This window comes from Staphylococcus sp. GDB9P120P (genome assembly GCF_017893435.1).
Classification (GTDB): Bacteria; Bacillota; Bacilli; order Staphylococcales; family Staphylococcaceae; genus Staphylococcus; species Staphylococcus cohnii.
Window position 1 is genome coordinate 801,324 of sequence record NZ_JAESNB010000008.1, and the last position, 22,862, is coordinate 824,185.

22 protein-coding genes and 1 riboswitch are annotated in these 22,862 nt (G+C 32.0%); of the genes, 8 read left to right on the forward strand and 14 right to left on the reverse strand.

What is annotated here, in order from left to right; genetic code table 11:
* Nucleotides 1-1,113 (reverse strand): pyruvate dehydrogenase (acetyl-transferring) E1 component subunit alpha, encoded by a 1,113-nt coding sequence (gene pdhA / locus KA856_RS09085; protein WP_019467848.1) that lies wholly within the window; start codon nucleotides 1,111-1,113, stop codon nucleotides 1-3.
* Nucleotides 1,114-1,377: 264 nt separating this feature from the next.
* Nucleotides 1,378-2,004 carry a YkyA family protein gene (locus tag KA856_RS09090; RefSeq protein ID WP_107386106.1) on the reverse strand — a complete coding sequence of 209 codons (627 nt, stop codon included), beginning with the start codon at nucleotides 2,002-2,004 and terminating at the stop codon, nucleotides 1,378-1,380.
* 122 nt (nucleotides 2,005-2,126) lie between these two features.
* Here KA856_RS09090 and def point away from each other — a divergent pair, with 122 nt between their 5' ends.
* Entirely contained in the window at nucleotides 2,127-2,678 is a 552-nt protein-coding gene (gene def, locus KA856_RS09095; RefSeq protein ID WP_107384417.1) for a peptide deformylase, read from the forward strand.
* Nucleotides 2,679-2,731: 53 nt separating this feature from the next.
* Here def and KA856_RS09100 read toward each other — a convergent pair whose 3' ends face one another.
* Nucleotides 2,732-3,004, reverse strand: a complete 273-nt coding sequence (locus KA856_RS09100) for a hypothetical protein (RefSeq protein WP_107384418.1) — start codon at nucleotides 3,002-3,004, stop codon at nucleotides 2,732-2,734.
* Nucleotides 3,005-3,486: 482 nt separating this feature from the next.
* On the opposite strand from KA856_RS09100, the gene KA856_RS09105 reads away from it, so the two are divergent.
* Entirely contained in the window at nucleotides 3,487-3,702 is a 216-nt protein-coding gene (locus KA856_RS09105; protein WP_019467852.1) for a DNA-dependent RNA polymerase subunit epsilon, read from the forward strand.
* Nucleotides 3,702-5,561 (forward strand): ribonuclease J1, encoded by a 1,860-nt coding sequence (gene rnjA / locus KA856_RS09110; RefSeq protein WP_210138644.1) that lies wholly within the window; start codon nucleotides 3,702-3,704, stop codon nucleotides 5,559-5,561. Before KA856_RS09105 ends, rnjA begins: the two co-directional genes overlap by 1 nt.
* A 261-nt stretch (nucleotides 5,562-5,822) precedes the next feature.
* On the opposite strand, the gene KA856_RS09115 is transcribed toward rnjA, so the two are convergent.
* The 3 genes from KA856_RS09115 to KA856_RS09125 all read right to left on the reverse strand — a co-directional run bounded on the left by KA856_RS09115 (nucleotide 5,823) and on the right by KA856_RS09125 (nucleotide 8,940).
* A complete protein-coding gene (locus KA856_RS09115) occupies nucleotides 5,823-6,482 on the reverse strand; it encodes a potassium channel family protein (RefSeq protein WP_019467854.1) in 660 nt (219 codons plus the stop codon).
* An 89-nt stretch (nucleotides 6,483-6,571) separates the two neighbouring features.
* A complete protein-coding gene (locus KA856_RS09120; RefSeq protein WP_107384425.1) occupies nucleotides 6,572-7,588 on the reverse strand; it encodes a cytochrome d ubiquinol oxidase subunit II in 1,017 nt (338 codons plus the stop codon).
* Complete coding sequence (locus KA856_RS09125; RefSeq protein ID WP_019467856.1) at nucleotides 7,588-8,940, reverse strand: cytochrome ubiquinol oxidase subunit I; 1,353 nt, start codon at nucleotides 8,938-8,940, stop codon at nucleotides 7,588-7,590. Before KA856_RS09125 ends, KA856_RS09120 begins: the two co-directional genes overlap by 1 nt.
* 200 nt (nucleotides 8,941-9,140) lie before the next feature.
* On the opposite strand from KA856_RS09125, the gene KA856_RS09130 reads away from it, so the two are divergent.
* A complete protein-coding gene (locus KA856_RS09130) occupies nucleotides 9,141-9,380 on the forward strand; it encodes a glutaredoxin family protein (protein WP_210138645.1) in 240 nt (79 codons plus the stop codon).
* 646 nt (nucleotides 9,381-10,026) lie between these two features.
* Here KA856_RS09130 and ptsP read toward each other — a convergent pair.
* From ptsP to auxA, 5 genes are all read right to left on the reverse strand, one after another.
* Nucleotides 10,027-11,742: a phosphoenolpyruvate--protein phosphotransferase gene (ptsP, locus tag KA856_RS09135; protein ID WP_107386107.1), complete on the reverse strand. Its 1,716-nt coding sequence runs from the start codon at nucleotides 11,740-11,742 to the stop codon at nucleotides 10,027-10,029.
* 1 nt (nucleotide 11,743) lies between these two features.
* Nucleotides 11,744-12,010 (reverse strand): phosphocarrier protein HPr, encoded by a 267-nt coding sequence (locus KA856_RS09140; protein ID WP_019467646.1) that lies wholly within the window; start codon nucleotides 12,008-12,010, stop codon nucleotides 11,744-11,746.
* Between the two features lie 162 nt (nucleotides 12,011-12,172).
* On the reverse strand, nucleotides 12,173-12,718 hold the full coding sequence (locus tag KA856_RS09145) for a DUF697 domain-containing protein (RefSeq protein WP_210138646.1): 546 nt from the start codon (nucleotides 12,716-12,718) through the stop codon (nucleotides 12,173-12,175).
* A 58-nt stretch (nucleotides 12,719-12,776) separates the two neighbouring features.
* Nucleotides 12,777-13,946, reverse strand: coding sequence for a class I SAM-dependent rRNA methyltransferase (locus KA856_RS09150; protein ID WP_107384423.1), 1,170 nt, complete (start codon nucleotides 13,944-13,946; stop codon nucleotides 12,777-12,779).
* Nucleotides 13,947-14,169: 223 nt separating this feature from the next.
* Complete coding sequence (gene auxA, locus KA856_RS09155; RefSeq protein WP_107524124.1) at nucleotides 14,170-15,471, reverse strand: lipoteichoic acid stability factor AuxA; 1,302 nt, start codon at nucleotides 15,469-15,471, stop codon at nucleotides 14,170-14,172.
* A gap of 239 nt (nucleotides 15,472-15,710) precedes the next feature.
* Here auxA and graF point away from each other — a divergent pair, with 239 nt between their 5' ends.
* The 4 genes from graF (at nucleotide 15,711) to KA856_RS09175 (ending at nucleotide 19,325) form a co-directional block, all read left to right on the forward strand.
* Nucleotides 15,711-15,845, forward strand: coding sequence for a glycopeptide resistance-associated protein GraF (gene graF / locus KA856_RS09160; protein WP_019467642.1), 135 nt, complete (start codon nucleotides 15,711-15,713; stop codon nucleotides 15,843-15,845).
* Between the two features lie 495 nt (nucleotides 15,846-16,340).
* Nucleotides 16,341-16,442, forward strand: a riboswitch (TPP riboswitch).
* 74 nt (nucleotides 16,443-16,516) lie between these two features.
* A complete protein-coding gene (locus KA856_RS09165; protein ID WP_019468131.1) occupies nucleotides 16,517-17,092 on the forward strand; it encodes an ECF transporter S component in 576 nt (191 codons plus the stop codon).
* Between the two features lie 12 nt (nucleotides 17,093-17,104).
* Nucleotides 17,105-18,526 (forward strand): ABC transporter ATP-binding protein, encoded by a 1,422-nt coding sequence (locus KA856_RS09170; protein WP_107384854.1) that lies wholly within the window; start codon nucleotides 17,105-17,107, stop codon nucleotides 18,524-18,526.
* The gene (locus KA856_RS09175; RefSeq protein WP_107384855.1) at nucleotides 18,519-19,325 is read left to right on the forward strand and encodes an energy-coupling factor transporter transmembrane component T family protein; all 807 of its coding nucleotides are present in this window, start codon (nucleotides 18,519-18,521) and stop codon (nucleotides 19,323-19,325) included. Before KA856_RS09170 ends, KA856_RS09175 begins: the two co-directional genes overlap by 8 nt.
* A 207-nt stretch (nucleotides 19,326-19,532) precedes the next feature.
* On the opposite strand, the gene purD is transcribed toward KA856_RS09175, so the two are convergent.
* The 3 genes from purD to purN are packed head-to-tail and all read right to left on the reverse strand — an operon-like array spanning nucleotide 19,533 to nucleotide 22,860.
* Nucleotides 19,533-20,777 carry a phosphoribosylamine--glycine ligase gene (gene purD, locus KA856_RS09180; RefSeq protein WP_107384856.1) on the reverse strand — a complete coding sequence of 415 codons (1,245 nt, stop codon included), beginning with the start codon at nucleotides 20,775-20,777 and terminating at the stop codon, nucleotides 19,533-19,535.
* Nucleotides 20,778-20,799: 22 nt separating this feature from the next.
* Complete coding sequence (gene purH / locus KA856_RS09185; RefSeq protein ID WP_107384857.1) at nucleotides 20,800-22,278, reverse strand: bifunctional phosphoribosylaminoimidazolecarboxamide formyltransferase/IMP cyclohydrolase; 1,479 nt, start codon at nucleotides 22,276-22,278, stop codon at nucleotides 20,800-20,802.
* A gap of 15 nt (nucleotides 22,279-22,293) precedes the next feature.
* Complete coding sequence (purN, locus tag KA856_RS09190) at nucleotides 22,294-22,860, reverse strand: phosphoribosylglycinamide formyltransferase (protein ID WP_107384858.1); 567 nt, start codon at nucleotides 22,858-22,860, stop codon at nucleotides 22,294-22,296.
* Between the last annotated feature and the right edge of the window lie 2 nt (nucleotides 22,861-22,862).

Below are 22,862 nucleotides of genomic sequence, written 5' to 3' on the forward strand. Positions count from 1 at the left end.
TTACTTCGACTCCTTCTCTTTATAGATTTCATATTGTTCTGCTAAATGTTGAGGCATTTCTTCATACATATTTTCCATTAAGTCTGTAACTTTTTGTTTTTCTGTATTATCCGCTTCTTTAATAGCAGTTTTAATTTCAGCTTTCGCACGATCGATTACTTCGTTTTCTTTCTCTTCAGTCCATAGACCTTTATTTTCAAGATGTTTTCTGAAACGAACTAATGGATCTTTTTTCTCCCATTCAGAATCTTCGTCTGAAGTTCTGTATTTCGTTGGATCGTCTCCAGCCATTGTATGTGGACCGTAACGATAAGTGATTGTTTCAATAAGTGTTGGACCTTCACCGTTTACAGCACGATCACGCGCTTCTTTAGTCGCTTGATATACTGCAAGTGCATCCATTCCATCTACTTGTATACCAGGAATACCTACTGAGATAGCTTTTTGAGCTAAAGTTTCAGCAGCTGTTTGTTTACTACGTGGTGTAGAAATCGCATAGTTATTATTTTGAATTACAAAAATTGCTGGCGCCTTGTAAGCTGAAGCGAAGTTAATACCTTCATAGAAATCACCTTGTGAAGAACCACCATCACCAGTATATGTGATTGCTACAGCTTGTTTCCCACGTTTTTTAAGTCCAAGTGCAACACCAGCTGTTTGTACGTATTGTGCGCCGATAATAATTTGTGGGCTTAGTGCATTAACACCTTCAGGCATTCTATTTCCTTTAAAGTGACCTCTAGAGAATAAAAATGCTTCAGTTAATGGCAGACCTTGCCAAATTAATTGTGGAACATCACGATAACCAGGAAGAATAAAGTCTTCTTGTTCTAATGCATATTGAGAAGCTAATTGTGAAGCTTCTTGACCAGCAGTAGGTGCATAGAATCCTAATCTCCCTTGTCTATTTAGTGAAATAGAACGTTGATCAAGAATACGTGTCCAAACCATTCTTTCCATTAATTCTACTAATTGCTCGTCTGATAAATCAGGTACTAGATCTTTATTAACGATATTACCGTCTTCATCCAAAATTTGGATCATTTCAAATTGAGATTCAGTATCTTTCAATACTTTCTCTGCATCGAATTGGGCTTTCAATTTCGGAGCCATTCAATTCACCATACCTTTCCCGTATAATAGAAATTCATTTTATCCTTTAACATTGTATCACAAAACTGTTTCACTGTTAAACAAATATGAAAAGTTCTGTAATACAGTAAATAGGTACAGTTTTAAAACTGTATCACTATTTTCAAACATGCTGTACTATCTTTTTTACAAGGTTCAAAGTGTCCACTCCCAAAAGAATGTAAGCGTCCTCATTTAATATGCTATAGTTATTTACCTTAAATTTCAAATTAATAGCATTTTAAGTTAGTTTAAATTATCTACATCTTGTTTTTCTTTATTTACTTTTTCCATTGCATCTTTGTATTTATTAAAAGATTTGTCCATAGTTTTATATGATTTGGATACAGCTTCTGTCTTTTTATTCATTTCTTCTTGGTTAGCTTGATCACGAGTTCCATATTCAAATAAATCTTTTTCTTTGTTCATAATATTCTTGTATGCATTTGCATAGTTATCATGTGCTTTATATTTATCTTTTAAAGCATCATTTAATTCTTTCACTTCTTTTTTCTTATCTTCATCACTAATATTATCTAAATGTTTTTGTGCTTTTTTAAATTCTTTTTCTGAATTATCTAACGCATTTTCTTCTTTTTTAAATTCTTTTTGTCTTTCTTCAACATTATCTACAATTTTTTCAGAAGTTTGTTTGGCTTCTTGTTGGTCTTTCCCATTGATTTTTTTCACTAGCTTTTGTTTCTTTTGCTCTAGTTCATTAAGTTTTTTGCCTACTGATGAAACAGGCTTTTCTTCATCGAATGCTTGTTGTATTTTTTCATTATAATCTTTTATTTCACCTTTATCAGTTGTACATCCAGCTATAAGTACTGTGGAAGCTAGTATGGCACCAATACCATATTTAAATTTCATTTTGAGAAATCCTCCTTTTTCGTGTGCTATATTATATAATAAATTTTAATAAATCAAATTTATTACTGTATTTTATTTGGTAATCTTTGGTATATTTTATATTAAGGAAGGTGTATGAACAAATGTTAACAATGAAAGATATAATTAGAGATGGACATCCAACACTACGTGAAAAAGCTAAAGATGTCGAAGTCCCATTATCAGATGAAGATAGAGAGACATTAAAATCTATGAGAGCATTTTTAATAAATAGTCAAGATGAAGAAACTGCTAATAAATATGGTCTTCGTTCTGGCGTTGGACTTGCAGCGCCACAAATCAATATTTCTAAAAAAATGATTGCCGTCTATTTACCAGATGATGGAGAAGGTAAAAGTTATGACTTGATGTTAGTAAATCCTAAAATTATGAGTCATAGCATTCAAGAAGCCTATCTACCTACTGGTGAGGGTTGCTTAAGTGTAGACGAAAATGTACCAGGACTAGTACACCGTAAATATAGAGTTACAGTTAAAGCGAAAGATATAGATGGTAATGATGTTAAATTACGTTTAAAAGGTTATCCAGCTGTTGTAGTTCAACATGAAATAGACCATATTAATGGCATCATGTTTTATGATCACATAGATTCAGAACATCCACTGCAACCTCATGAAGATGCAGTAGAAGTATAAAAAAAGAACTGTTAGTAGATGTGGCAATTGCACACGTTTACTAACAGTTCTTTTTACATAAAATCGTCTCTTCTTTCATGGTACATGATGTTCAATTCTTGTAATTCTTTCTTCAAAGCATTTAATTCTTGAATATCAATAAATACCGGATCATGATTGTGCTTTACATAATTTTGATCTTCATTCACAGTATCAATGATTTCATTGTAATTGAAAAACATGATAACTTGTTCCGCACGTATTTCAAATGTGATATCTTGAAAGACCTTATCAGTTCGTTGTTTTTCATTTTTAATATCTTCAACAATACGCTCCACTTTATCCATAGCAACCACCTTCATTTCATCTCTATTACTTTTTCACTTTATATTATTAATTATTATATTTCCTTTTAATCATAATTAATTTTTATTATCGACTCAAGCTATTTGATAATTCATTTAATATTTCAAAATGATTTGTTTAAATTTACTAAGTTAAATACCTTATATATAGTGAATCACTTTTTTCTACATATTAAGTATAAGCAGAAAATAAAACTGCTTTATTTATTCTACTACATCATGTAAAATGAGAAATAACTGAAAACATACAAATGCTTTCTATTTGTATTTTTCTATACGAACGAATTTAAAATGACCCTAGAAACATACTGGGCAAATGCTCGTATGTTCTCTTTATATAAAACGTAGTTTCAATACACTTTTAGTAAATATCATTTTATTTAAAATTAAGAAGCTCACAAAATAATATACATTTCAGGGTTTATATAAATAATTTAACCAAAATTTAGGAGGAAATAGATATAATGGCAGTATTTAAAGTATTTTTTCAACATAACAAAGAAGAAGTAGTTGTTAGAGAACACACACAAACTATTTATGTTGAAGCTCAATCAGAAGAACAAGTAAGAAGATATTTGAAAGACCGTAATTACAATATCGAGTTTATTACTAAACTTGAGGGCGCACATTTAGAATATGAAAAACAATCCGATCACTTTAATGTGGAGCAAGCTGAGTAATGAAACAAATTCATAAAAATGAAGTTGCGGTTTATGCCCTTGGTGGCTTAGGTGAAATCGGAAAAAACACTTATGCCGTAGAATATCAGGATGAAATCGTAATTATAGATGCAGGTATCAAATTCCCTGATGATAACTTATTAGGTATTGATTACGTGATTCCTGACATTACTTATTTAGAACAGAACCAAGACAAAATAGTTGGTCTGTTTATAACACACGGCCACGAAGACCATATAGGTGGTGTGCCCTACCTATTAAAACAAATAAACGTGCCTATATATGGTGGACCATTAGCTTTAGGTTTAATCAGAAATAAGTTGGAAGAACATCACTTGTTAAGAACAACAAAACTTATTGAAATTGAAGAAAGTTCCGTTATCAAATCTAAACATTTCGAAGTTTCTTTCTATTTAACAACACATAGTATTCCAGAATCATATGGTGTTATTGTTAATACACCAGAAGGTAATATTGTTCACACTGGAGATTTCAAATTTGATTTTACGCCAGTTGGTGAACCAGCAAATATAGCGAAAATGGCGAAACTCGGAGAAGAAGGTGTACTTTGTTTACTTTCAGACTCTACTAACTCACTAGTTCCTGATTTTACATTAAGTGAACGTGAAGTGGGTCAAAATGTTGAAAAGATATTCCGTAATTGTAGTGGTAGAATTATCTTTGCAACTTTTGCTTCTAATATCTATCGTGTTCAGCAAGCAGTCGAAGCTGCAATTAAACACAACCGTAAAATTGTAACTTTTGGTCGTTCAATGGAAAACAATATTAAAATTGGTATGGAACTCGGTTATATAAAAGCACCACCTGAAACTTTTATAGAACCAAACAAAATTAATAGTGTTCCTAAACATGAGTTACTCATTTTATGTACAGGTTCACAAGGTGAACCAATGGCAGCTTTATCAAGAATTGCTAACGGTACACACAAACAAATAAAAATCATTCCAGAAGATACTGTAGTATTTAGTTCTTCCCCTATTCCAGGTAATACTAAAAGTATCAACCGCACCATAAATTCATTATATCGCGTTGGTGCTGAAGTAATACACAATAAGGTTTCAAACATTCACACATCTGGACACGGATCTAAAGGCGATCAACAATTGATGTTACGCTTACTACGTCCAAAATTCTTCCTGCCTATTCATGGCGAATATCGTATGTTAAAAGCACACGGTCAATCAGGAATTGAATGTGGCGTAGAACCAGACAACGTGTTTATCTTTGATATCGGTGACGTCTTAGCTTTAACTCATAATTCAGCTAGAAAAGCTGGAAGAATACCATCTGGCAATGTGCTAGTCGATGGTAGCGGTATTGGAGATATCGGAAATGTAGTTATTCGAGATAGAAAATTATTGTCTGAAGAAGGTTTAGTCATCGTCGTCGTTAGTATAGACTTTAAAACAAACAAACTACTTTCAGGCCCTGACATTATTTCTCGTGGTTTTGTTTACATGCGTGAATCTGGTCAATTAATTTATGATGCCCAAAGAAAAATCAAAACAGATGTTATTTCTAAACTGAACCAAAATCCAGAAATACAATGGCATCAAATTAAATCATCAATCATTGAAACGCTACAACCATATTTATTCGAGAAAACAGCACGTAAGCCAATGATTTTACCAGTGATAATGAAAGTAAATGAAGGTGATGCACCTTCTCAAAATAAAAAGCCACAAAATAAACCAAATCAAAAAAAAGACAGTACTAAAAAACACAATACTAAATCTCAAAACAAAAACACAAAAGTTTCTAACAATAAAGATAATAAAAACACAACTCAGAAACCAAAAAAAGATGATAATCAATCGGATCAATCATCAGAATCGTAATCATAACCAAAAATATAATCAACTTTTTCAAAATAAAGCACTCATCCATTTGCTATGGATGAGTGCTTTTTATATTAAAATACTTGCTATTTTGAACGTATTGTTTTGCCTGTGGATGAGGATATAGTATACCTCTACAGTATCTCACATACATAATTCACATCGCGATCACCAGTTAACAAAATCAGTTAATAATTAAAAAAGAAGGGTTTGGGCACCATTGATTTGTCCCTACCCCTTCTTTAATTTATATATTATTATTTATCTAACTACCTTTTTTTCAAATCGGTTTAAGTCATTGTCATGACCAATCATAATTAAAATATCTCCAATTTCAATATTTATGTTTGGATCTGGAGATACGATAATATCTCTGCCTCTTTTAATAGCGATAATACTTATACCATATTGAGCTCTAATATCTAATTCTATTATTGTTTGGCCTGCCATCTTTTCACTAACTTTAATTTCTACTATTGAATGTTCATCTGCTAATTCTAAATAATCTAAAACACTAGCACTAGCTACATTATGTGCAATTCTTCTGCCCATATCTCTTTCAGGATGAACAACAGTATCTGCACCAATTTTATTTAAAATTTTAGCATGATAATCATTTTGAGCCTTAGCCGTTACTTTCTTAACGCCCAACTCTTTTAAAATTAAAGTCGTTAACGTACTAGATTGAATATTTTCGCCTATTGCAACAATAACGTGATCAAAATTTCTAATGCCTAAACTTTTCATCACTGCTTCATCAGTTGTGTCAGCAATTACAGCATGTGTGGCAATATCACTATATTCATTCACACGTGCTTCATCCATATCAATCGCCATGACATCCATATCTAAGGCATTTAATTCTCTAACAATACTACCACCAAAACGACCTAAACCTATAACCACATATTCTTTATCCATATGCGTCCTCCAAAAATAAGATAATTGAAATATATCAAATATTAGTAGTTTAAACAATAAACATTACTACTGTATTTAAGTATATTTGTCTACTTTTTACCTTCAACATATTTTTTATCAAAAACAAATAATCTCAATAATAATATTAGCGATGGAATTAATAAAAGTAAACCTAAAATAAACGCGATGATTAAAGCAATAGCCATACCACTATTAACAACATGTTCATCTATGCGAATATATGGATATAAAATATATGGTAATTTACTTGCACCGTAGCCGAAGAACGCAAAAGCCATTTGTAAAATTACTAAGATAAATGCAAAACCGTGCCACTTTTTCATCAATGTGAGTAACATTGCACCAGCAAAACATAGTAAGCTGAGTACAAACATCCACCAATAATCAAATACTGCTGTATAGAAATGCGTCTCATTTTGCAATCTTAATGATAGAAATACAAATAATGAAATAGCAATCATTGGCGGTCCCCAAAATAAGAACCAGTATCTTAATAAACCATAAGCAGGTTTATCATTTGCTTTAGAAGCATAATAAGTTAAAAATCCAGACGAAATATAAAGTACGGATATAATTGCAAGAAATACTACTGACCATGAATATGGACTTAACAATAATTCAAACCAATTTAAATCTAAATGGTTACTTGAGCCAGTAATATAACCACCTTCAGAAATCGTTAAAGTAGTGGCTAAGGCTGCAGGTATGAATAAACCTGCTAAACCATATAGTACAAGCCACGGTAGTTTTGTATCTGGTCCATAGTTTTCAAAGGCATAAAAGCCACCTCTAATGGACAACAATATCAACGCAATAGATGCTGGTAAAAGCAATACTGTACCGAAATATTTAGCTGTATCTGGGAAAAAACCAACCATTCCTACGAAAAAGAATACGAAGAAAACATTCGTCACTTCCCAAACTGGATTAAGGTAACGTGCAATCAAGTGATTAATTTTTTTATCTTGTTTTGTTATTTTAGCGTGTAGCGTAAAGAAACCAGCACCAAAATCAATTGATGCAACAATAATATAACAAAATAAGAATATCCATAGTACCGTGATACCTATATATGCAAATACCATCATGCATCACCTCTTTCCGATGAAGTTACTTCAAATTCTTCATATGCTGGTTTATCCTTAAACATTCTTATTAATACATAAGAAGAGGTAACAATTAATATTAAATATAATATACCAAATAATATTGTTACGAGTGTTAAGCCACCTGCTTGAGTAGCCGCTTCAGCCACTTTTAGATATCCACGTACAATCCAAGGTTGACGCCCTTGTTCCGTTAAGAACCAACCAAACTCTATCGCTAACATCGCTGCAGGTCCTGTTAATAAAGCACCGTATAGCATTGGTTTTGAATAAGTGAATTTCCGTAATTTTTTAAAGCATAATGTTAGTACAAATGCAGCTGAAACAATTAAACAGAAGACACCCATTGACACCATTAAGTCAAAGTAATAATGTACTATCATTGGAGGATGCAATTCTTTTGGAAATTCATCCAACCCTTTCACTTTAGTATTGACATTGTTGTCAGCCAAGAAACTAAGTAGACTCGGAATTTTAATTGCTCCAGTTACTTCTTGTGTCTCTTCATTTAAAGAACCAAAAAGTACTAAATCGGCATTGGATTCCGTATCAAAATGCCACTCATACGCAGCTAATTTTTCTGGTTGTTCTTGATGTAAAAATTTTGCAGATAAATCTCCTGCTAACATTGAACCTAAAGTAAAGATAATGCCAAGAATCATTGTTAATTTCAATGCTTTTTTATGATATTCTGCATCTTTTTTAAACTTATTTTTCACTAACTTGAAAGCAGCAATGGCAGCTAGTACAAAAGCCATCGTCATAAAAGCAGTCGTTACAACGTGAAAAGATCTTATTAAAAATGAATCGTTAAACATTGCTACCCAAGGTTCAACATTTATCATTTTACCATTCTTAATATCAAAACCAGCTGGTGTATTCATAAATGAATTGACAGCCGTAATAAAGAAGGCAGAGAAAGAACCTCCAATAATCACTGGTATACTAATTAAGAAATGTGTCCATTTACTCTTAAATCTATCCCAAGTGTATAAATATATACTTAAGAAAATTGCTTCAAAGAAAAACGCAAATGTTTCCATAAACAACGGTAATGCAATCACATGGCCGCCCATTTGCATAAACGTTGGCCATAATAATGACAGTTGTAATCCTATAATCGTACCTGTTACAACCCCAACTGCCACAGTAATTGTATAACCTTTAGACCATCTTTTGGCTAATGTTATATAATGAGGATCATTCTTTTTAATCCCTAAAAACTCAGCAACTGCAAACATCAATGGGACACCTACACCAATTGTTGCAAATATGATATGCACTGCGAGTGTCATTGCAGTTAGAAAACGAGCTAATTCAACTGAATCCATAATATCACCTTTTTAATTTATTTGTGACAAAAATCACAACGTCCATTCATTATAAACCCAATGGCTATGTTTTAAAATTAGTTAAACTCAGAATTAAGTGACAAATTAATGACCAATTACATGCAATTTTATAACTTGAATTTTAATTAAAAGTCACTTACTATTATAGAAAACGACTTTGTAGAAAGGATTGATGTTGAATGACTGATATCATCATTTTCACACAGAATGACTGCCCTCCTTGTACCTTTATTAAAAACTATTTAACTGATAAAGGCTTTAAATATATAGAAAAAAACATCGCTAATCAGCAATATCGAAATGAAATGATTGATTATGATGCTTTTGCAACACCTTTTATATTATTGAATGGTGAACCGATGTACCAAGTTGATATGGAAAAAATTAACCAAACCTTAAATATTGAAACAACACATTAAACCTCTCAAATACAAACACATTAACTAAATCAACTGAAATAAGGCTAATGCATCATTTTAAACGGGTTAACTAACCATAACCTAATTTCAACTGTAATAAACAATTTAGTGAGTTGTGAATTCTCCAAAACTACTCAACTTCGCATACATTTCCATACCATTCAAATAAATTTCAATATAACTATAAAAAGCGTCTAGGACATAAAGTTCTTGAACAAGTGAAAAAGACAATATCTATTGGATAATATAGAAATTGCCTTTTTCATTAAAAATCATTTCAACAATTTCATTAACATGTCATGACATATCATTTGTGGGAATAAGAATTGAAGTTCCATTGGTAGTGTAAGTTGAGTCACATTATAATCTTTATACATGAGGCACCTCGTTAATATAGTTCAATAGTGTTTATTAGATTATACATGATGACCTAATTTTTTAAGTATTTGAATGTAAAATCACATATGGATGCGACGTATTTCGGCGAGACTCTTGTGGGAATAGGACAAGCTGAAGACTATAGGCTGAAGCTGTCCCCTAAGAAAGCGAGCCAACAAAACGAAGCATTGAATAAAAAGAAGCACTCAGATGAATTGATTTAAATCATCTGAGTGCTATTTTTCTGGGATTTGTGTCCCAATCTTTTTTATTTCGTATAATTACTTACTAAGTCTTGTACTTCTTCAGAAGTAGCACAGTTAATTGCTTTTTGTGCCAATTCTTCCATTTCATTTTTACTTAACCCTTTAATTTGACGGCGTGCTTTAAGAATTGATGTAGCACTCATAGAGAATTCATCTAATCCTAAACCTAATAGTAATGGAATAGCAGTTTCATCTCCGGCCATTTCTCCACACATTCCAGTCCATTTGCCTTCATTATGAGAAGCATTAATCACTTGTTGCACTAAACGTAAAATTGCTGGATTGTATGGTTGATACAAGTATGACACTCGCTCTGACATACGATCTGCAGCCATTGTATATTGAATTAAATCATTCGTTCCAATACTGAAGAAATCTACTTCTTTAGCAAAAACATCTGCTAATGCAGCTGTTGAAGGTATTTCTACCATGATACCAACTTCTATATCATCAGATACTTCAATACCTTCACTTGTTAAATTTTCTTTTTCTTCTAATAATAATGCTTTAGCATCACGGAATTCTTTGATTGTCGCTACCATTGGGAACATAATATTTAATTTCCCATAAACTGACGCACGTAATAAGGCACGCAATTGTGGTCTGAAAATCTCAGGTTGATCTAGACATAAACGAATTGCACGATAGCCTAAGAACGGGTTCATTTCTTCTGGTAAATTTAAATATGGTAGTTCCTTATCTCCACCTATATCTAAAGTACGAACAACAACACGTTTATCTTCCATTGTTTCAAGCACTTTTTTATAAGCTTCAAACTGTTCGTCTTCAGTTGGCATTTCGTCTCTACCCATATATAAAAATTCAGTACGATATAATCCGACACCTTCAGCACCATTTTCAATTACACCTTTTAAATCATTTGGTGTACCGATATTAGCAGCAAGTTCAGCATGAACACCGTCAATAGTTGTTGTTTCTTCATCGCGTAATTTTTGAAGCTCTTTCTTATCTTCAAAGAAACGTTCGCGTTTGTTTTGGTATGCAATGACTTCGTCTTCTGTAGGATCAATTATCACTTCACCAGTCAAACCATCAACAATAATCATGTCACCTTGTTTAACTTCTTCCGTTATTGATTTCGTACCTACTACTGCAGCAATTTCAAGTGAGCGACTCATAATTGCTGAGTGAGAAGTTCTGCCTCCAATATTTGTAACAAAACCTTGTACAAATTCCTTGTTTAATTGAACAGTATCTGAAGGCGTTAAATCATTACCTATAATAACAACGCTTTCATCAATCATACTAGGATTAGGTAACTCCACACCTAATATATGTGCTAAAACTCGTTTCGACACATCGCGAATATCTGCAGCACGCTCTTTCATGTATTCATTATCCATTGCTTCAAAAATAGTAATGAATTGTCCAGTCACATCAGAAAGCGCAGTTGGTGCGTTAACTTGTTCATTTTTAATTTTGTCTTCAATCGGTTGAATTAACTCTGGATCATCCAAGACTAATAAATGTGCATCAAAAATAGCAGCTTTATCAGCGCCGAGATTTTTTTCGGCATTATTTCTGATTTTTGTTAATTCAACTTTAGATGTTTCAATAGCATTTTGAAACTTAGCAATTTCTGCGTCGACATCTTGAATCTTTTCACTATCGTATGAAAGATCAGGTTCAACTAATAAATATGCTTTAGCAATTGCTACGCCATCTGAAGCAGCAATGCCATTAATATAATTAGTCATATTATTTAGTTAATCCTTCTTTTGATAAGATATCAGTAATCGCTTCCATTGCATCTGTTTCATCACTACCGTCAGCATAGATTGTAATTTCAGCATCTTTACCTACGCCTAAGCTCATAACACCCATGATTGATTTCAAGTTAACTTTTTTACCGTTATATTCTAATTGAATATCTGAATCAAACTTTGATGCAGTTTGAACAAGCATTGTAGCTGGACGTGCATGAATACCTGTTTCGTCAATAATTACATATGATTTTTGTTCCATAATATGATGTCTCCTTCGTATAGTTAGAATCGTTAGTTTATTATAAAACCTAGCATAGTTTTATATAATAACATTACCAAATTATACATATAAATTCAATTCGTTGCACCCATGATATGACAATATTCATTGAATATTGTTTCTTTTTATGAAAACGCTCCACTATTCCATTAAAGATTTAGTAACCTTTTCACATTTTTCAATATGGTCATCGCCGATTTTTTTCATAAAGTAATAGCTGATAGAAGCTGAGATGGCTTGACCTACAAGTGGGAACCATTTCGTCTGTTTTGCAGCCATACGTTTTGCAACGTCTCTGATAACCACTTTTAATATGGCATTAGATACTTTTCTACCGACAAATTGACTGCCTTGTATTGCAGCTGCTGTAAAAATACGTTCTTTTACATCTTCTCTCATCGAATTAACTTGTTTGTGATCTAAGCCATAAATTTTATTAACATCTTCAATGATATCTCTCATTAGCTTGATATCTACACCAAAGTCAAGACCTGGTATTGGTACAATACTCACACTCGAAGATAACACTGATTTTTTTCTCACTATAGCTTGGGCACGTTGACGACGTTCATCCAATTCAATGTTCGTCGTCGGTATGGTACTTTTATTTTTTATATCTTCAATATTTAAAACTTTATTTCCGACTTTCTGTGTTACGTTATTAGTTATTTTATTCTTAAAACTCATGATATTCACTCCTTGATAAAATCTAGTACTGTAAAATGATTACCCTATTTCAAAGAAATTACTGTATATTTACAAAAATAGCTTTCAAATATTTTGAAGGTTTGTAATGTGGATGTGTTTTAAAATCTTTTGGTAATCCCATAACTTCTGATAATTCAAAATCAACTTCTGCACTATTTAGAGTGTCTTTAATCATCTTCTTAAATGCTTTTAATGAAAATGTACTATTGTTTGTACACAATAATAAAGTTCCACCTGGTGAAAGTACGTCCAAAGCACCTAAAATTAATTTATCGTAATCTTTCAATACTGAAAATGTTTTTTTCTTATTTCTAGCAAAACTAGGTGGATCAATCACAATTGTGTCATATAGTAAATCATGACGGCGTGCGTAATTAAAATAATCAAAGGTATCCATTACAAATATATATTGTGTTTTTGGATCAATTGCATTTAAACCAAAATTTTCTTCTGTTAAGGTACGTGATCTATTAGCTAAATCAACACTAGTCGTCACTTTGGCTTTTTCTGCTGAGATAACTGAAAAAGCGCCAGTATAACTAAACACATTTAACAAATATCTATCTTCGGCAAAGTGGTCTCGTAATTTCTTACGCACTTCTTTTTGGTCCAAGAAAATACCTGTCATAGGACCATCATTTAAATCAACATTATAAAACGTGAAATTTTCTTCGATTACAATAGGAAATTCCGGTGCCTCACCATCAACAAATCCACCAGCTATCTGAGCATCTTTAAATCGCATTTTTTCAAATAAAGAATTATATTTAAAGGTATTTTTTAAGGCACTTAAAATTTGATAACGATATTTATAAATACCTTTAGAATACCATTGTATTAAAAAGTGACCGTTATAGTTATCAATTGTCAGGCCACCTACACCGTCACCTTCACCATTAAAAATTCTAAAAGCATTGGTACCCTCAATGTTATAAAAATATGCTCTTTCTTGTTTAGCAATTTCAAAAAGTCTCTCAAAGAATTGAGTATTAATCACTTCGTTTTCGTCATAACTTAATACCCAGCCAAGACCTTTATGTTGTCTTCCGACATATGCTGTTGCAATATAGCTTTGTTCATCATTGATTAATGAGAATAAATCGCCCTCTTTCAAATGGTCATGCGCAAATACATCATCTTCGTCGATTAATGGGTATCCATTTAGATATTTCGTTTCTTTACCTTTATTTAATGTGGCAGTTTTCATAATTATATGTCAGCCTTTCTACTAATTTTATAATTTATGCTTTCTTATTCTATCATCTCAATAATCATAGTAACATCATTTATATGTAATTGAATGCTTTCTCAATTCACACATTGTATCGTTTTTCATTAAAATCATCAGGTGCTTTGTGCCATTACAATCATGAACAAAAAAAGAACTGGCATATAGCTAAGGCCAGTTCTTTTAAAAATATATTTACTTGTTAATCTTTTGAAGGTTCACGTAATTTAATAATGAATGATACAATCACTGCTATTAACATCACAAACAATATAGGCGTAATGAAAATAGACAATAAAAGACCATGAACCATGATATTCACAAATTCTGTGAACAATTTGAAAAATAATATACTTACCATAAATAACTGCAGATAATAGAATTTATCTCTCAAGTAGTTTGTTAATGTCGTTAATATATAAGCAATGATAATCAGCATCAATAATAATAAAGTAATCCATTCAATCACATATTGTGTTTGAGAAATTTCCCAATTACCTGAAACAAATAATGCGTTTCTATTATTAAATTCTATGATTGTAAAGAATAATAATACAACACCACAAAATATTTCTACATAAGCTGATTTAACCCACTTTGGTATTTTCATCCAATTTGGTATATCATCCTCTTGTATATCAATAATATTCTTCCATTTTTCGATAAATTTGTCTTTTTTATCTCTTAATTTTTGAATATCAACACTTCTACGTGTTTTTCGAGTAAACTCAGTTGTCTTATCTTGTAAACTTTTCAAATGTTCTTTCGTTTGGTTTGTAACTGTACCTTTGCTTGTTCTCGATAATTCAGGTCCCTCTTCACCTAATTCTTGTTTTGTTAAAGGTAGTGCCCTTCTTAAAAACAAGAAGTTCCAAATCGACATTTGACCTAATAGCCACATCAATAAAAAGAATGAATTTACACTCAAAATATCAATTGGAATGATTTCGTCACTATCTATTCTTCCATATAACACGATTTGCGTAATTAAATAGCTTATGCCATAACTGAAAATAATTAATAAATAATGATATTTTCTATGATTTGGATTTAATTCATCTTTATATACAATATACCCAATATGAATCACAAATGGGATGATAAAAATGATGGCAAAAAAACTATAAACTTGTGTCATTAAAATAAGTGTTATAATGAAGAACAGTATTCCTATAACTAAGAAGAAGATTGAAACATCATAATCGTATCTTGTTGTTCTTAATAGAGTGAATCCAAGTAGGATAACTGCAATACCAAATAAAATAATTAACACTGCACTTATAACTGGGAAATTCCCTATATAATTACTCATAACTCTTATGATTTCTGCAAAAAATGCATTTATAAAATCCCAAACATTATGAATATGTAATTCAATTTTACCTTTGTCCTTTAAATCATGGATCATAGATAAATTTATTAAAATGATGAGACCTGTGAAGAGCGAAACGATGCCTATTATATAACTATATAATATCTCAGCGTGTTTCTTTAAAAAAGACATACCATTCACCTCAAAGTTATTATATATTAACATTTAGTTCTTGTCTTTAATAAATCAATAAATAAGTCTATAGTATGATAGAAAATAGTTGTACAGTCAAGTTTCCACCAAACATAATCAATTAAACAAATATTTCAAATTCAAAGAAATACATACCGTTAAATCTTTATGGTTTAGTTTTCAAATGAAGTGGTATATTGAAAATATAAGTAATTTGAATATTGAAGGAGTGTTTAACTATGAGTAAAGAAGAATTAAATAAAAAAGCAGCTGAAAAAGCAAAAGAAGCTGAAGATAAATTAAAAGATAAAAAAGAATCTGCTGAAGAGAGTACTGAAGAAACGAAAAAAAATATTCAAGATACTCTAGATTAAAATACACGCTTTTGATTTCTAAATGAGTATTGCTTTTTAACATAAATGGACTAATCTGTGTAAAATTGGATTAGTCCTTTTTTTGATATCATGTCGTTTTTTACCGTGCATGTTTGACTGAAGATATGATCTATGATCCACATAATCCCAGTTACTAGTCACTCATAACATCTTACCTATGCGTCAAAACATACAACATCCTAGCAAAGATGTATTTGAACAACAGAAAAACTTCATCATAAGTTAAACACCACATATCATTTATCGTGATATGTAATTGACCTTAAATATTTACTTTTATTATTACAAACGTTGAACGAAACAATTTTTAACTACCAAACACACACAGCCATATCACCAAATTTTTAAACTAATGCGCTCTATTTAACCTTATGTTATGTTGTACGATTTAGGTTATAAATATTAATTTCAACGTGAATACACCTTGACATAACTAATTAAAAGTCATACATTATAGTTAAAATTAAAAATTAATATTCGCACTAGGGGTGTTTTGTGACTGAGATGAGGTATACCCTCAAACCCTTTGAACCTGATCTAGATTAAACTAGCGTAGGAAAGTGTATCGTGATATGTTTTTGGTATCCGTATGCCTATATTTAACGCGCAACTTCTAGAGGGTTGTGCGTTTTTTTATTGGAGGAGAATTTATGTCAAAAGGTTTAAAACTATCAGAAATTTTAGTAACCGTACTTATAGCTGTTGTTTTTGCAATCGTTTATAATATTTGGACTTTAGTATATAAAGCAGTGCAGGTTTCTGGTCTTCATCTAGAAGAATTAACATACGGTGCGTGGTTTATGGCCGCAATTGTTGCATACCTGATCATACCAAAAGCTGGTATTGCCATTTTAGCTGAATTTGCAGCAGGTGCAGGTGAAACGATTGTTATGGGCAGATTTGATATTCCCACAATGGTCTATGCGTTACTTCAAGGATTAGCATGTGAAATTATTTTCGCTATTTTTAGATACAAATCACGTTCGGCAATGGTAGCTATGTTAGCAGGATTTTTAGCATCTGTTGCGACACTTCCCCTTGATTTTGCTTATGGTTATTTAGGAGAAATTGCGGGTTGGAACTTAACACTTTATATCGTATTTAGATTGATTAGTGGTATTGTTGTGGCTGGATTGTTGTCCTATTATATTGTGAAAATATTAGATCAAACTGGCGTCACTAAATTATTCAGACCTGCAACACAAAAAGATTATGACAATTTATAAGGAGCATAAAAGTTGATAGTCACTGAAAATCTACGTCTTAAATATCCAAATGGACAAAAGAAAATATTCGACAATTTATCACTTCATATTAAAGATAAAGAAAAAGTGCTTATACTCGGCCCTTCCGGTTCAGGTAAAAGCACGCTACTTAATGTTTTAAGTGGTATCGTACCAAATCTTATTGATTTACCTATGAAATACGATAAATTAGAGATTGATCATGATTGTGGTGTTATTTTTCAAGAGCCTGATAGTCAGTTCTGTATGCCAAAAGTATATGAAGAACTCGCTTTTGTCCTGGAAAACTTACAAACACCCCGACACAAAATGGATGCCATGATCGAAACAGCACTCGACTCTGTAGATTTAAACGTAAATAAAGACCAATATATCAATAATTTAAGTGGTGGTATGAAACAAAAATTAGCTATTGCAGAAACATTATTACAACAAGCCGACACTTTATTTTTAGATGAACCAACAGCGATGTTAGATGTACCATCAACGGAAGACTTATGGAATAAGATTAAAGCCCTATGGCAAGACCAAACTGTTATCATAGTTGAACATAAAGTAGAACATATATGGCAACATATTGATCGTGTTATATTATTAAACTATGATGGTGTCATTATTGGCGATGCCTCACCCGCTGACATATTAAAAAACTATGAACACCTTTTATCCGAATATGGTGTTTGGCATCCAAAAGCGTGGGACAACGCACCTTCACCTATCGATTTACAACCATCTAATGTACAAAACGCCGATAATCATCTATTGCTTTTTGAACAAGGTTCTGTAAAAAGAAGAAAACAAATACTTATTGATATACCAAAATTCAATGTTACTAGCGGGGAATGGATTACAATTACTGGTGCAAACGGTTCAGGTAAGACTTCCTTATTAGAATCGATCATGCAGCTCATTAAATATGATGGCACAATGTTTTTTGATGGCAAAAAACTCACTAAAATTAAAGAAGCTGCTAAAAATATGTATCTTGTATACCAAAATCCTGAACTTCAATTTATTGCAAATTCGGTTTACAAAGAAATCTTCATCCAAAACAAAGCCAATTACCCTTCCATATCAGAAGCTGATGATAAAACTGTACAAATGCTTAAAATGTTAAATTTAGAAGATGTACAATCACAACATCCGTACGAATTGTCAATCGGTCAAAAACGTAGACTGAGTGTCGCCATAGCTCTAAGCTCTTCATCAGACTATATTTTATTGGATGAGCCAACGTTCGGTTTAGATAGCCATAATACTTTTAATTTAATTAAATTATTCCAGCAACGCGTTAAAGATGGTCAAACTATCATTATGGTTACACATGACCCTGAGATTATTGCACGCTATCCTACACGTAAATTGTATGTAAGAAAAAAACAAATACTAGAGATAGCAGGTGATAATCATGTTTGAAATGTGGAAAAAGCGTTACTCCTTCATGGATGACGTGAATATCATTACGAAATTAACATTAGCTGTTATTTTGTTTTTCTTTGTTATATTTGTACATCAATTTGATTACATGATTTATATTTGCTTATTGATGTTCCTATTTTTATTACTATTCAATGGTATAAAATTTAAAATTACATTTGCTTTTATTTTCTTTACTATTACTTTCAGCTTAATTTCAGCTTTATTCATGATTTTTTATGGTGAAGGTACACATATTTTGTTTAAATTTGGATTTATTCAAATTAGCACTGAAAGTTTGGTTAGAGGGCTACATTTAGCATTACGTACAACAACCGTCTCATTTTTCGGTATCTTAATTGCTTTCACATCTGAAATTGTAATGGTCTTTTATAGTCTTATGCAACATTTAAAAGTTAAACCCAAAGTTGCTTATGCGTTTATGGCTGCTATACGAATGGTTCCATTAATGATTAGCTCTTTAGTTCAACTTAGGAAGTCTTTAAAAATGAGATATCAAATTATCTCTCAACAAAATTACAATATATTAAACAGAATCAAACATCTTATTATTCCACTTTTAAGCCAAAACATTAGAAAAGCACATCAACTTGCTGTTGCAATGGAGAAAAAAGGTTTTAAAGATGGTCCGCGCACCTATTATTATCATGCGCCTTTCTCGTATAAAGACATTCTATTAATCATCGTTTTTAGCATCATTTTGATAGTTGCTTATTTCCTAGCACTTCACTTACCGATTACGGGTATAAACGATGTTCGTATAAAAAATATATATTAACGATTACCTTATTTTATCCAAAATTCATTACTATCCAATTTATAGAGATAAGACAAAAACTAAACCACTTTGTCTTATCTTTTTGATATAATCATTTACATAAATTTGTATGTGATTGTATATCCTTTAATAAAAATGCTATGTTAAAAACTTAAAAATCGTAATTTCTATACACTGCTAATAGAAATTACGATTTTTTATGAATATTTATAGATGTTTTATTGCTTTATTGCTAATATCTTTTCGATAAAATAACGCGTCACTTTGAATCTTTTCTGCAGCTTTATAAGCATTTGCTTTAGCGCTTGCAATATCATTGCCCTCTCCCAATGCTAAGATGACACGTCCACCATTGGTTACAAATTTATCTTTATCTCGTTTCAAACCACTGACAAAATAATTACCATTTAAATCAAACCCTGAAACTGCTTTGCCTTTTTCGTAATTACCAGGGTACCCTTTAGAAGCAAGCATTACACCAACAATCGAAGCATCTTTCCACTTAAAGGTTATTTTATTTTTAGCTTCTAAGTCTATGATATGTTGCATTAAATCGCTTTCCAATCTTGTCAGTAATACTTGTGCTTCAGGGTCACCAAATCTTGCATTAAATTCTATTACTTTCGGGCCATCTGCTGTTAAAATCACGCCAATATAAAGAACACCAAAAAATTCATAACCTTCTTTATACATAGCTTTGGCTATAGGTTGTGCAATTACTTCATTAGTAAGCTGAAGGACTTCTTTATTTATGTGAGGTACGGGGCAATACGCCCCCATCCCTCCAGTATTAGGCCCTTTATCATCGTCATATGCACGTTTGTGATCTTGTGCAATACAATCAAACGGCACAGCGTAATCACCATTTACAAATGTCATCAATGAGAATTCTTCACCTTCTAAGAATTGTTCAAAGACAACCGTACCAAGCTCTTGTGGATACAATGAGTGAACTGCTTCTTCAGCTTCATCATAATTCTCGGCTATAATAACACCTTTACCAGCTGCCAAACCATCTTTCTTTAACACGATAGGATATTGGCATGTTTTAATATAACGTAACGCATCTGTTTTATTTGATATTTCTTTGTATTCTGCAGTAGGAATATGGTATTTCTGCATTAATTGCTTTGCGAATAATTTCGATCCTTCAATCTGAGCAGCTGCTTGATTAGGACCAAATACTTTGATCTTTTTTGCGATTAGTTTGTCTGCTAAACCTTCAGTAAGTGGCTGTTCCGGTCCAATAATGACCCACGAAATATTATGCGCAACAGCAAATTCAACAATTTGATTATGGTCTGTTTCTGCTATTTCACAATGTACATTTGCAATGTCTGACATTGCATCATTTCCTGGAATTGCAAAAATTTCATTTACGAGTGAAGACTGTTTTAACTTATGTGCTAAAATATGTTCTCTTCCGCCTGTGCCAATGACTAGTACTTTCATAAATAATTTTGCCTCCAATATTTTAATGTTTAAAGTGTCTAATGCCAGTAGTTACCATTGCAATGCCATATTTATTCGCCATATCTATTGAATCTTGATCTTTAATTGAACCACCAGGTTGAATGATGGCTTTAATACCATGTTGCGCAGCAAGTTCTACTGTGTCATCCATTGGGAAGAAACCATCCGATACCATTACGACGTTATCATTAATTTCAACCGCACGTTCTATTGCAATTTTTGCTGATCCTACCCGATTCATTTGCCCCGCACCAATACCGACTGTTTGTTTATCGTTGCATAAGATAATTGCATTACTTTTAACAGAAGCGACCACTTTCCATCCAAGTAACATTGCATTCCATTGAGCTTCTGTAGGTACACTTTCTGTAACAATTGTTAAGTCATCACTTTTTATTAATACATTATCTTTATCTTGTATTAAATATCCACCTGAAACAGATACTATTTCTTGCTCATTATTATCGATTGTCATATCAATTTCTAATAATCTTATATTTTTCTTCTTACTTAAAATAGCTAACGCTTCCTCAGAAAATTTTGGTGCAATAATCACTTCCAAGAATATACTGTGCAGCGTTTCTGCCAAAGTGGCGTCAACGGTTCTATTTAATGCTACTATGCCTCCGAAAATAGATTGACTGTCTGCTTCAAATGCACGCTGATATGCTTCAGAAATGTTTGTACCAATACCTACACCACAAGGATTCATGTGCTTAACAGCAACTGCAGCTGGCGTTTCAAATTGTTTAACTAATGACAGCGCCGCGTCTGCATCTTTGATATTGTTATAACTCAATTGCTTACCATGCAATTGTTTCGCGCCACCTAACGTATGATTAGCATCTGATGTTCTTATAAATGAAGCTTGTTGTTGTGGATTTTCACCATATCTTAAACTTTCTTTATTTTCCTTAAAGAAATCAACAATTGCTTGATCATATTGATTCGTATGTTCAAATACTTTAATCATCAATGATTTTCTATAAGATTCATCTAATTGATTTGATTTTAGTTTTTCAATAACTTCATTATAGTCTGATGGATGTACGATTGTAGTAACGTGTTTGAAGTTTTTAGCTGCTGCACGTAACATTGTAGGTCCACCAATATCTATATTTTCAATCGCGTCATTTTCTGTAACATCTGGATTTGCAACAGTCTCTTTGAATGGATATAAATTTACGACTACCATGTCTATTAAATCAATTTGCTGTTCTTTTAATTGTGCTAAATGTTCTGGTTTATTGCGATCAGCTAAAATACCACCATGAACAGCTGGGTGTAATGTCTTGACTCTCCCATCCATAATTTCATCAAAATGTGTGAGTTCTGATATAGATTTAACTGCAATATTTGCTTCAACTAACGCTCGCATCGTACCACCAGTTGAATACAACTCGTATCCTAATTGTTGGAGTGATTGTGCAAAAGGTACAATACCTGTTTTATTAGATACACTTATAATTGCCTTTTTCATGTTTATTGGCACCTCTTATTGTATAATTTTTGAAATAACTTCTGGATATAATTCATGTTCAATCGCTTTTATTCTTTCTTCTAATCGTTCTTTCGTATCGTCCGGTTTTATTTCACATGTACGTTGTTCAATAATTTCTCCTGTATCCATCCCACTATCTACGAAATGTACTGTTGTACCTGTAATGTTGTCACCACTATTTAATGCTTGACCAATCGCATCTTTACCTCGATATTTTGGCAATAACGAAGGATGAATATTAATGATGCGTTTTTGATATGCATTTAATATATTTTCACCGATTAATTTCATATAACCAGCTAAAATAATCCATTCAACTTTTTCTGTAGTTAACCATTCAATGATTTTCCGCTCATAGTCTGCTTTAGAATCAAAATTTTTAAGCTCATTAATATGTACATCTAATTGATACTTTCTTGCGCGCTCAATACAATAAGCATTTACTTGATCCGTATATAATGCAGTCACTTCAATTTGAGGTAAATTACCTGCTTCTATATGTGACATGATACTTTCAAAGTTACTTCCAGATCCTGAAGCAAAGATAGCAATTTTCGTCACTT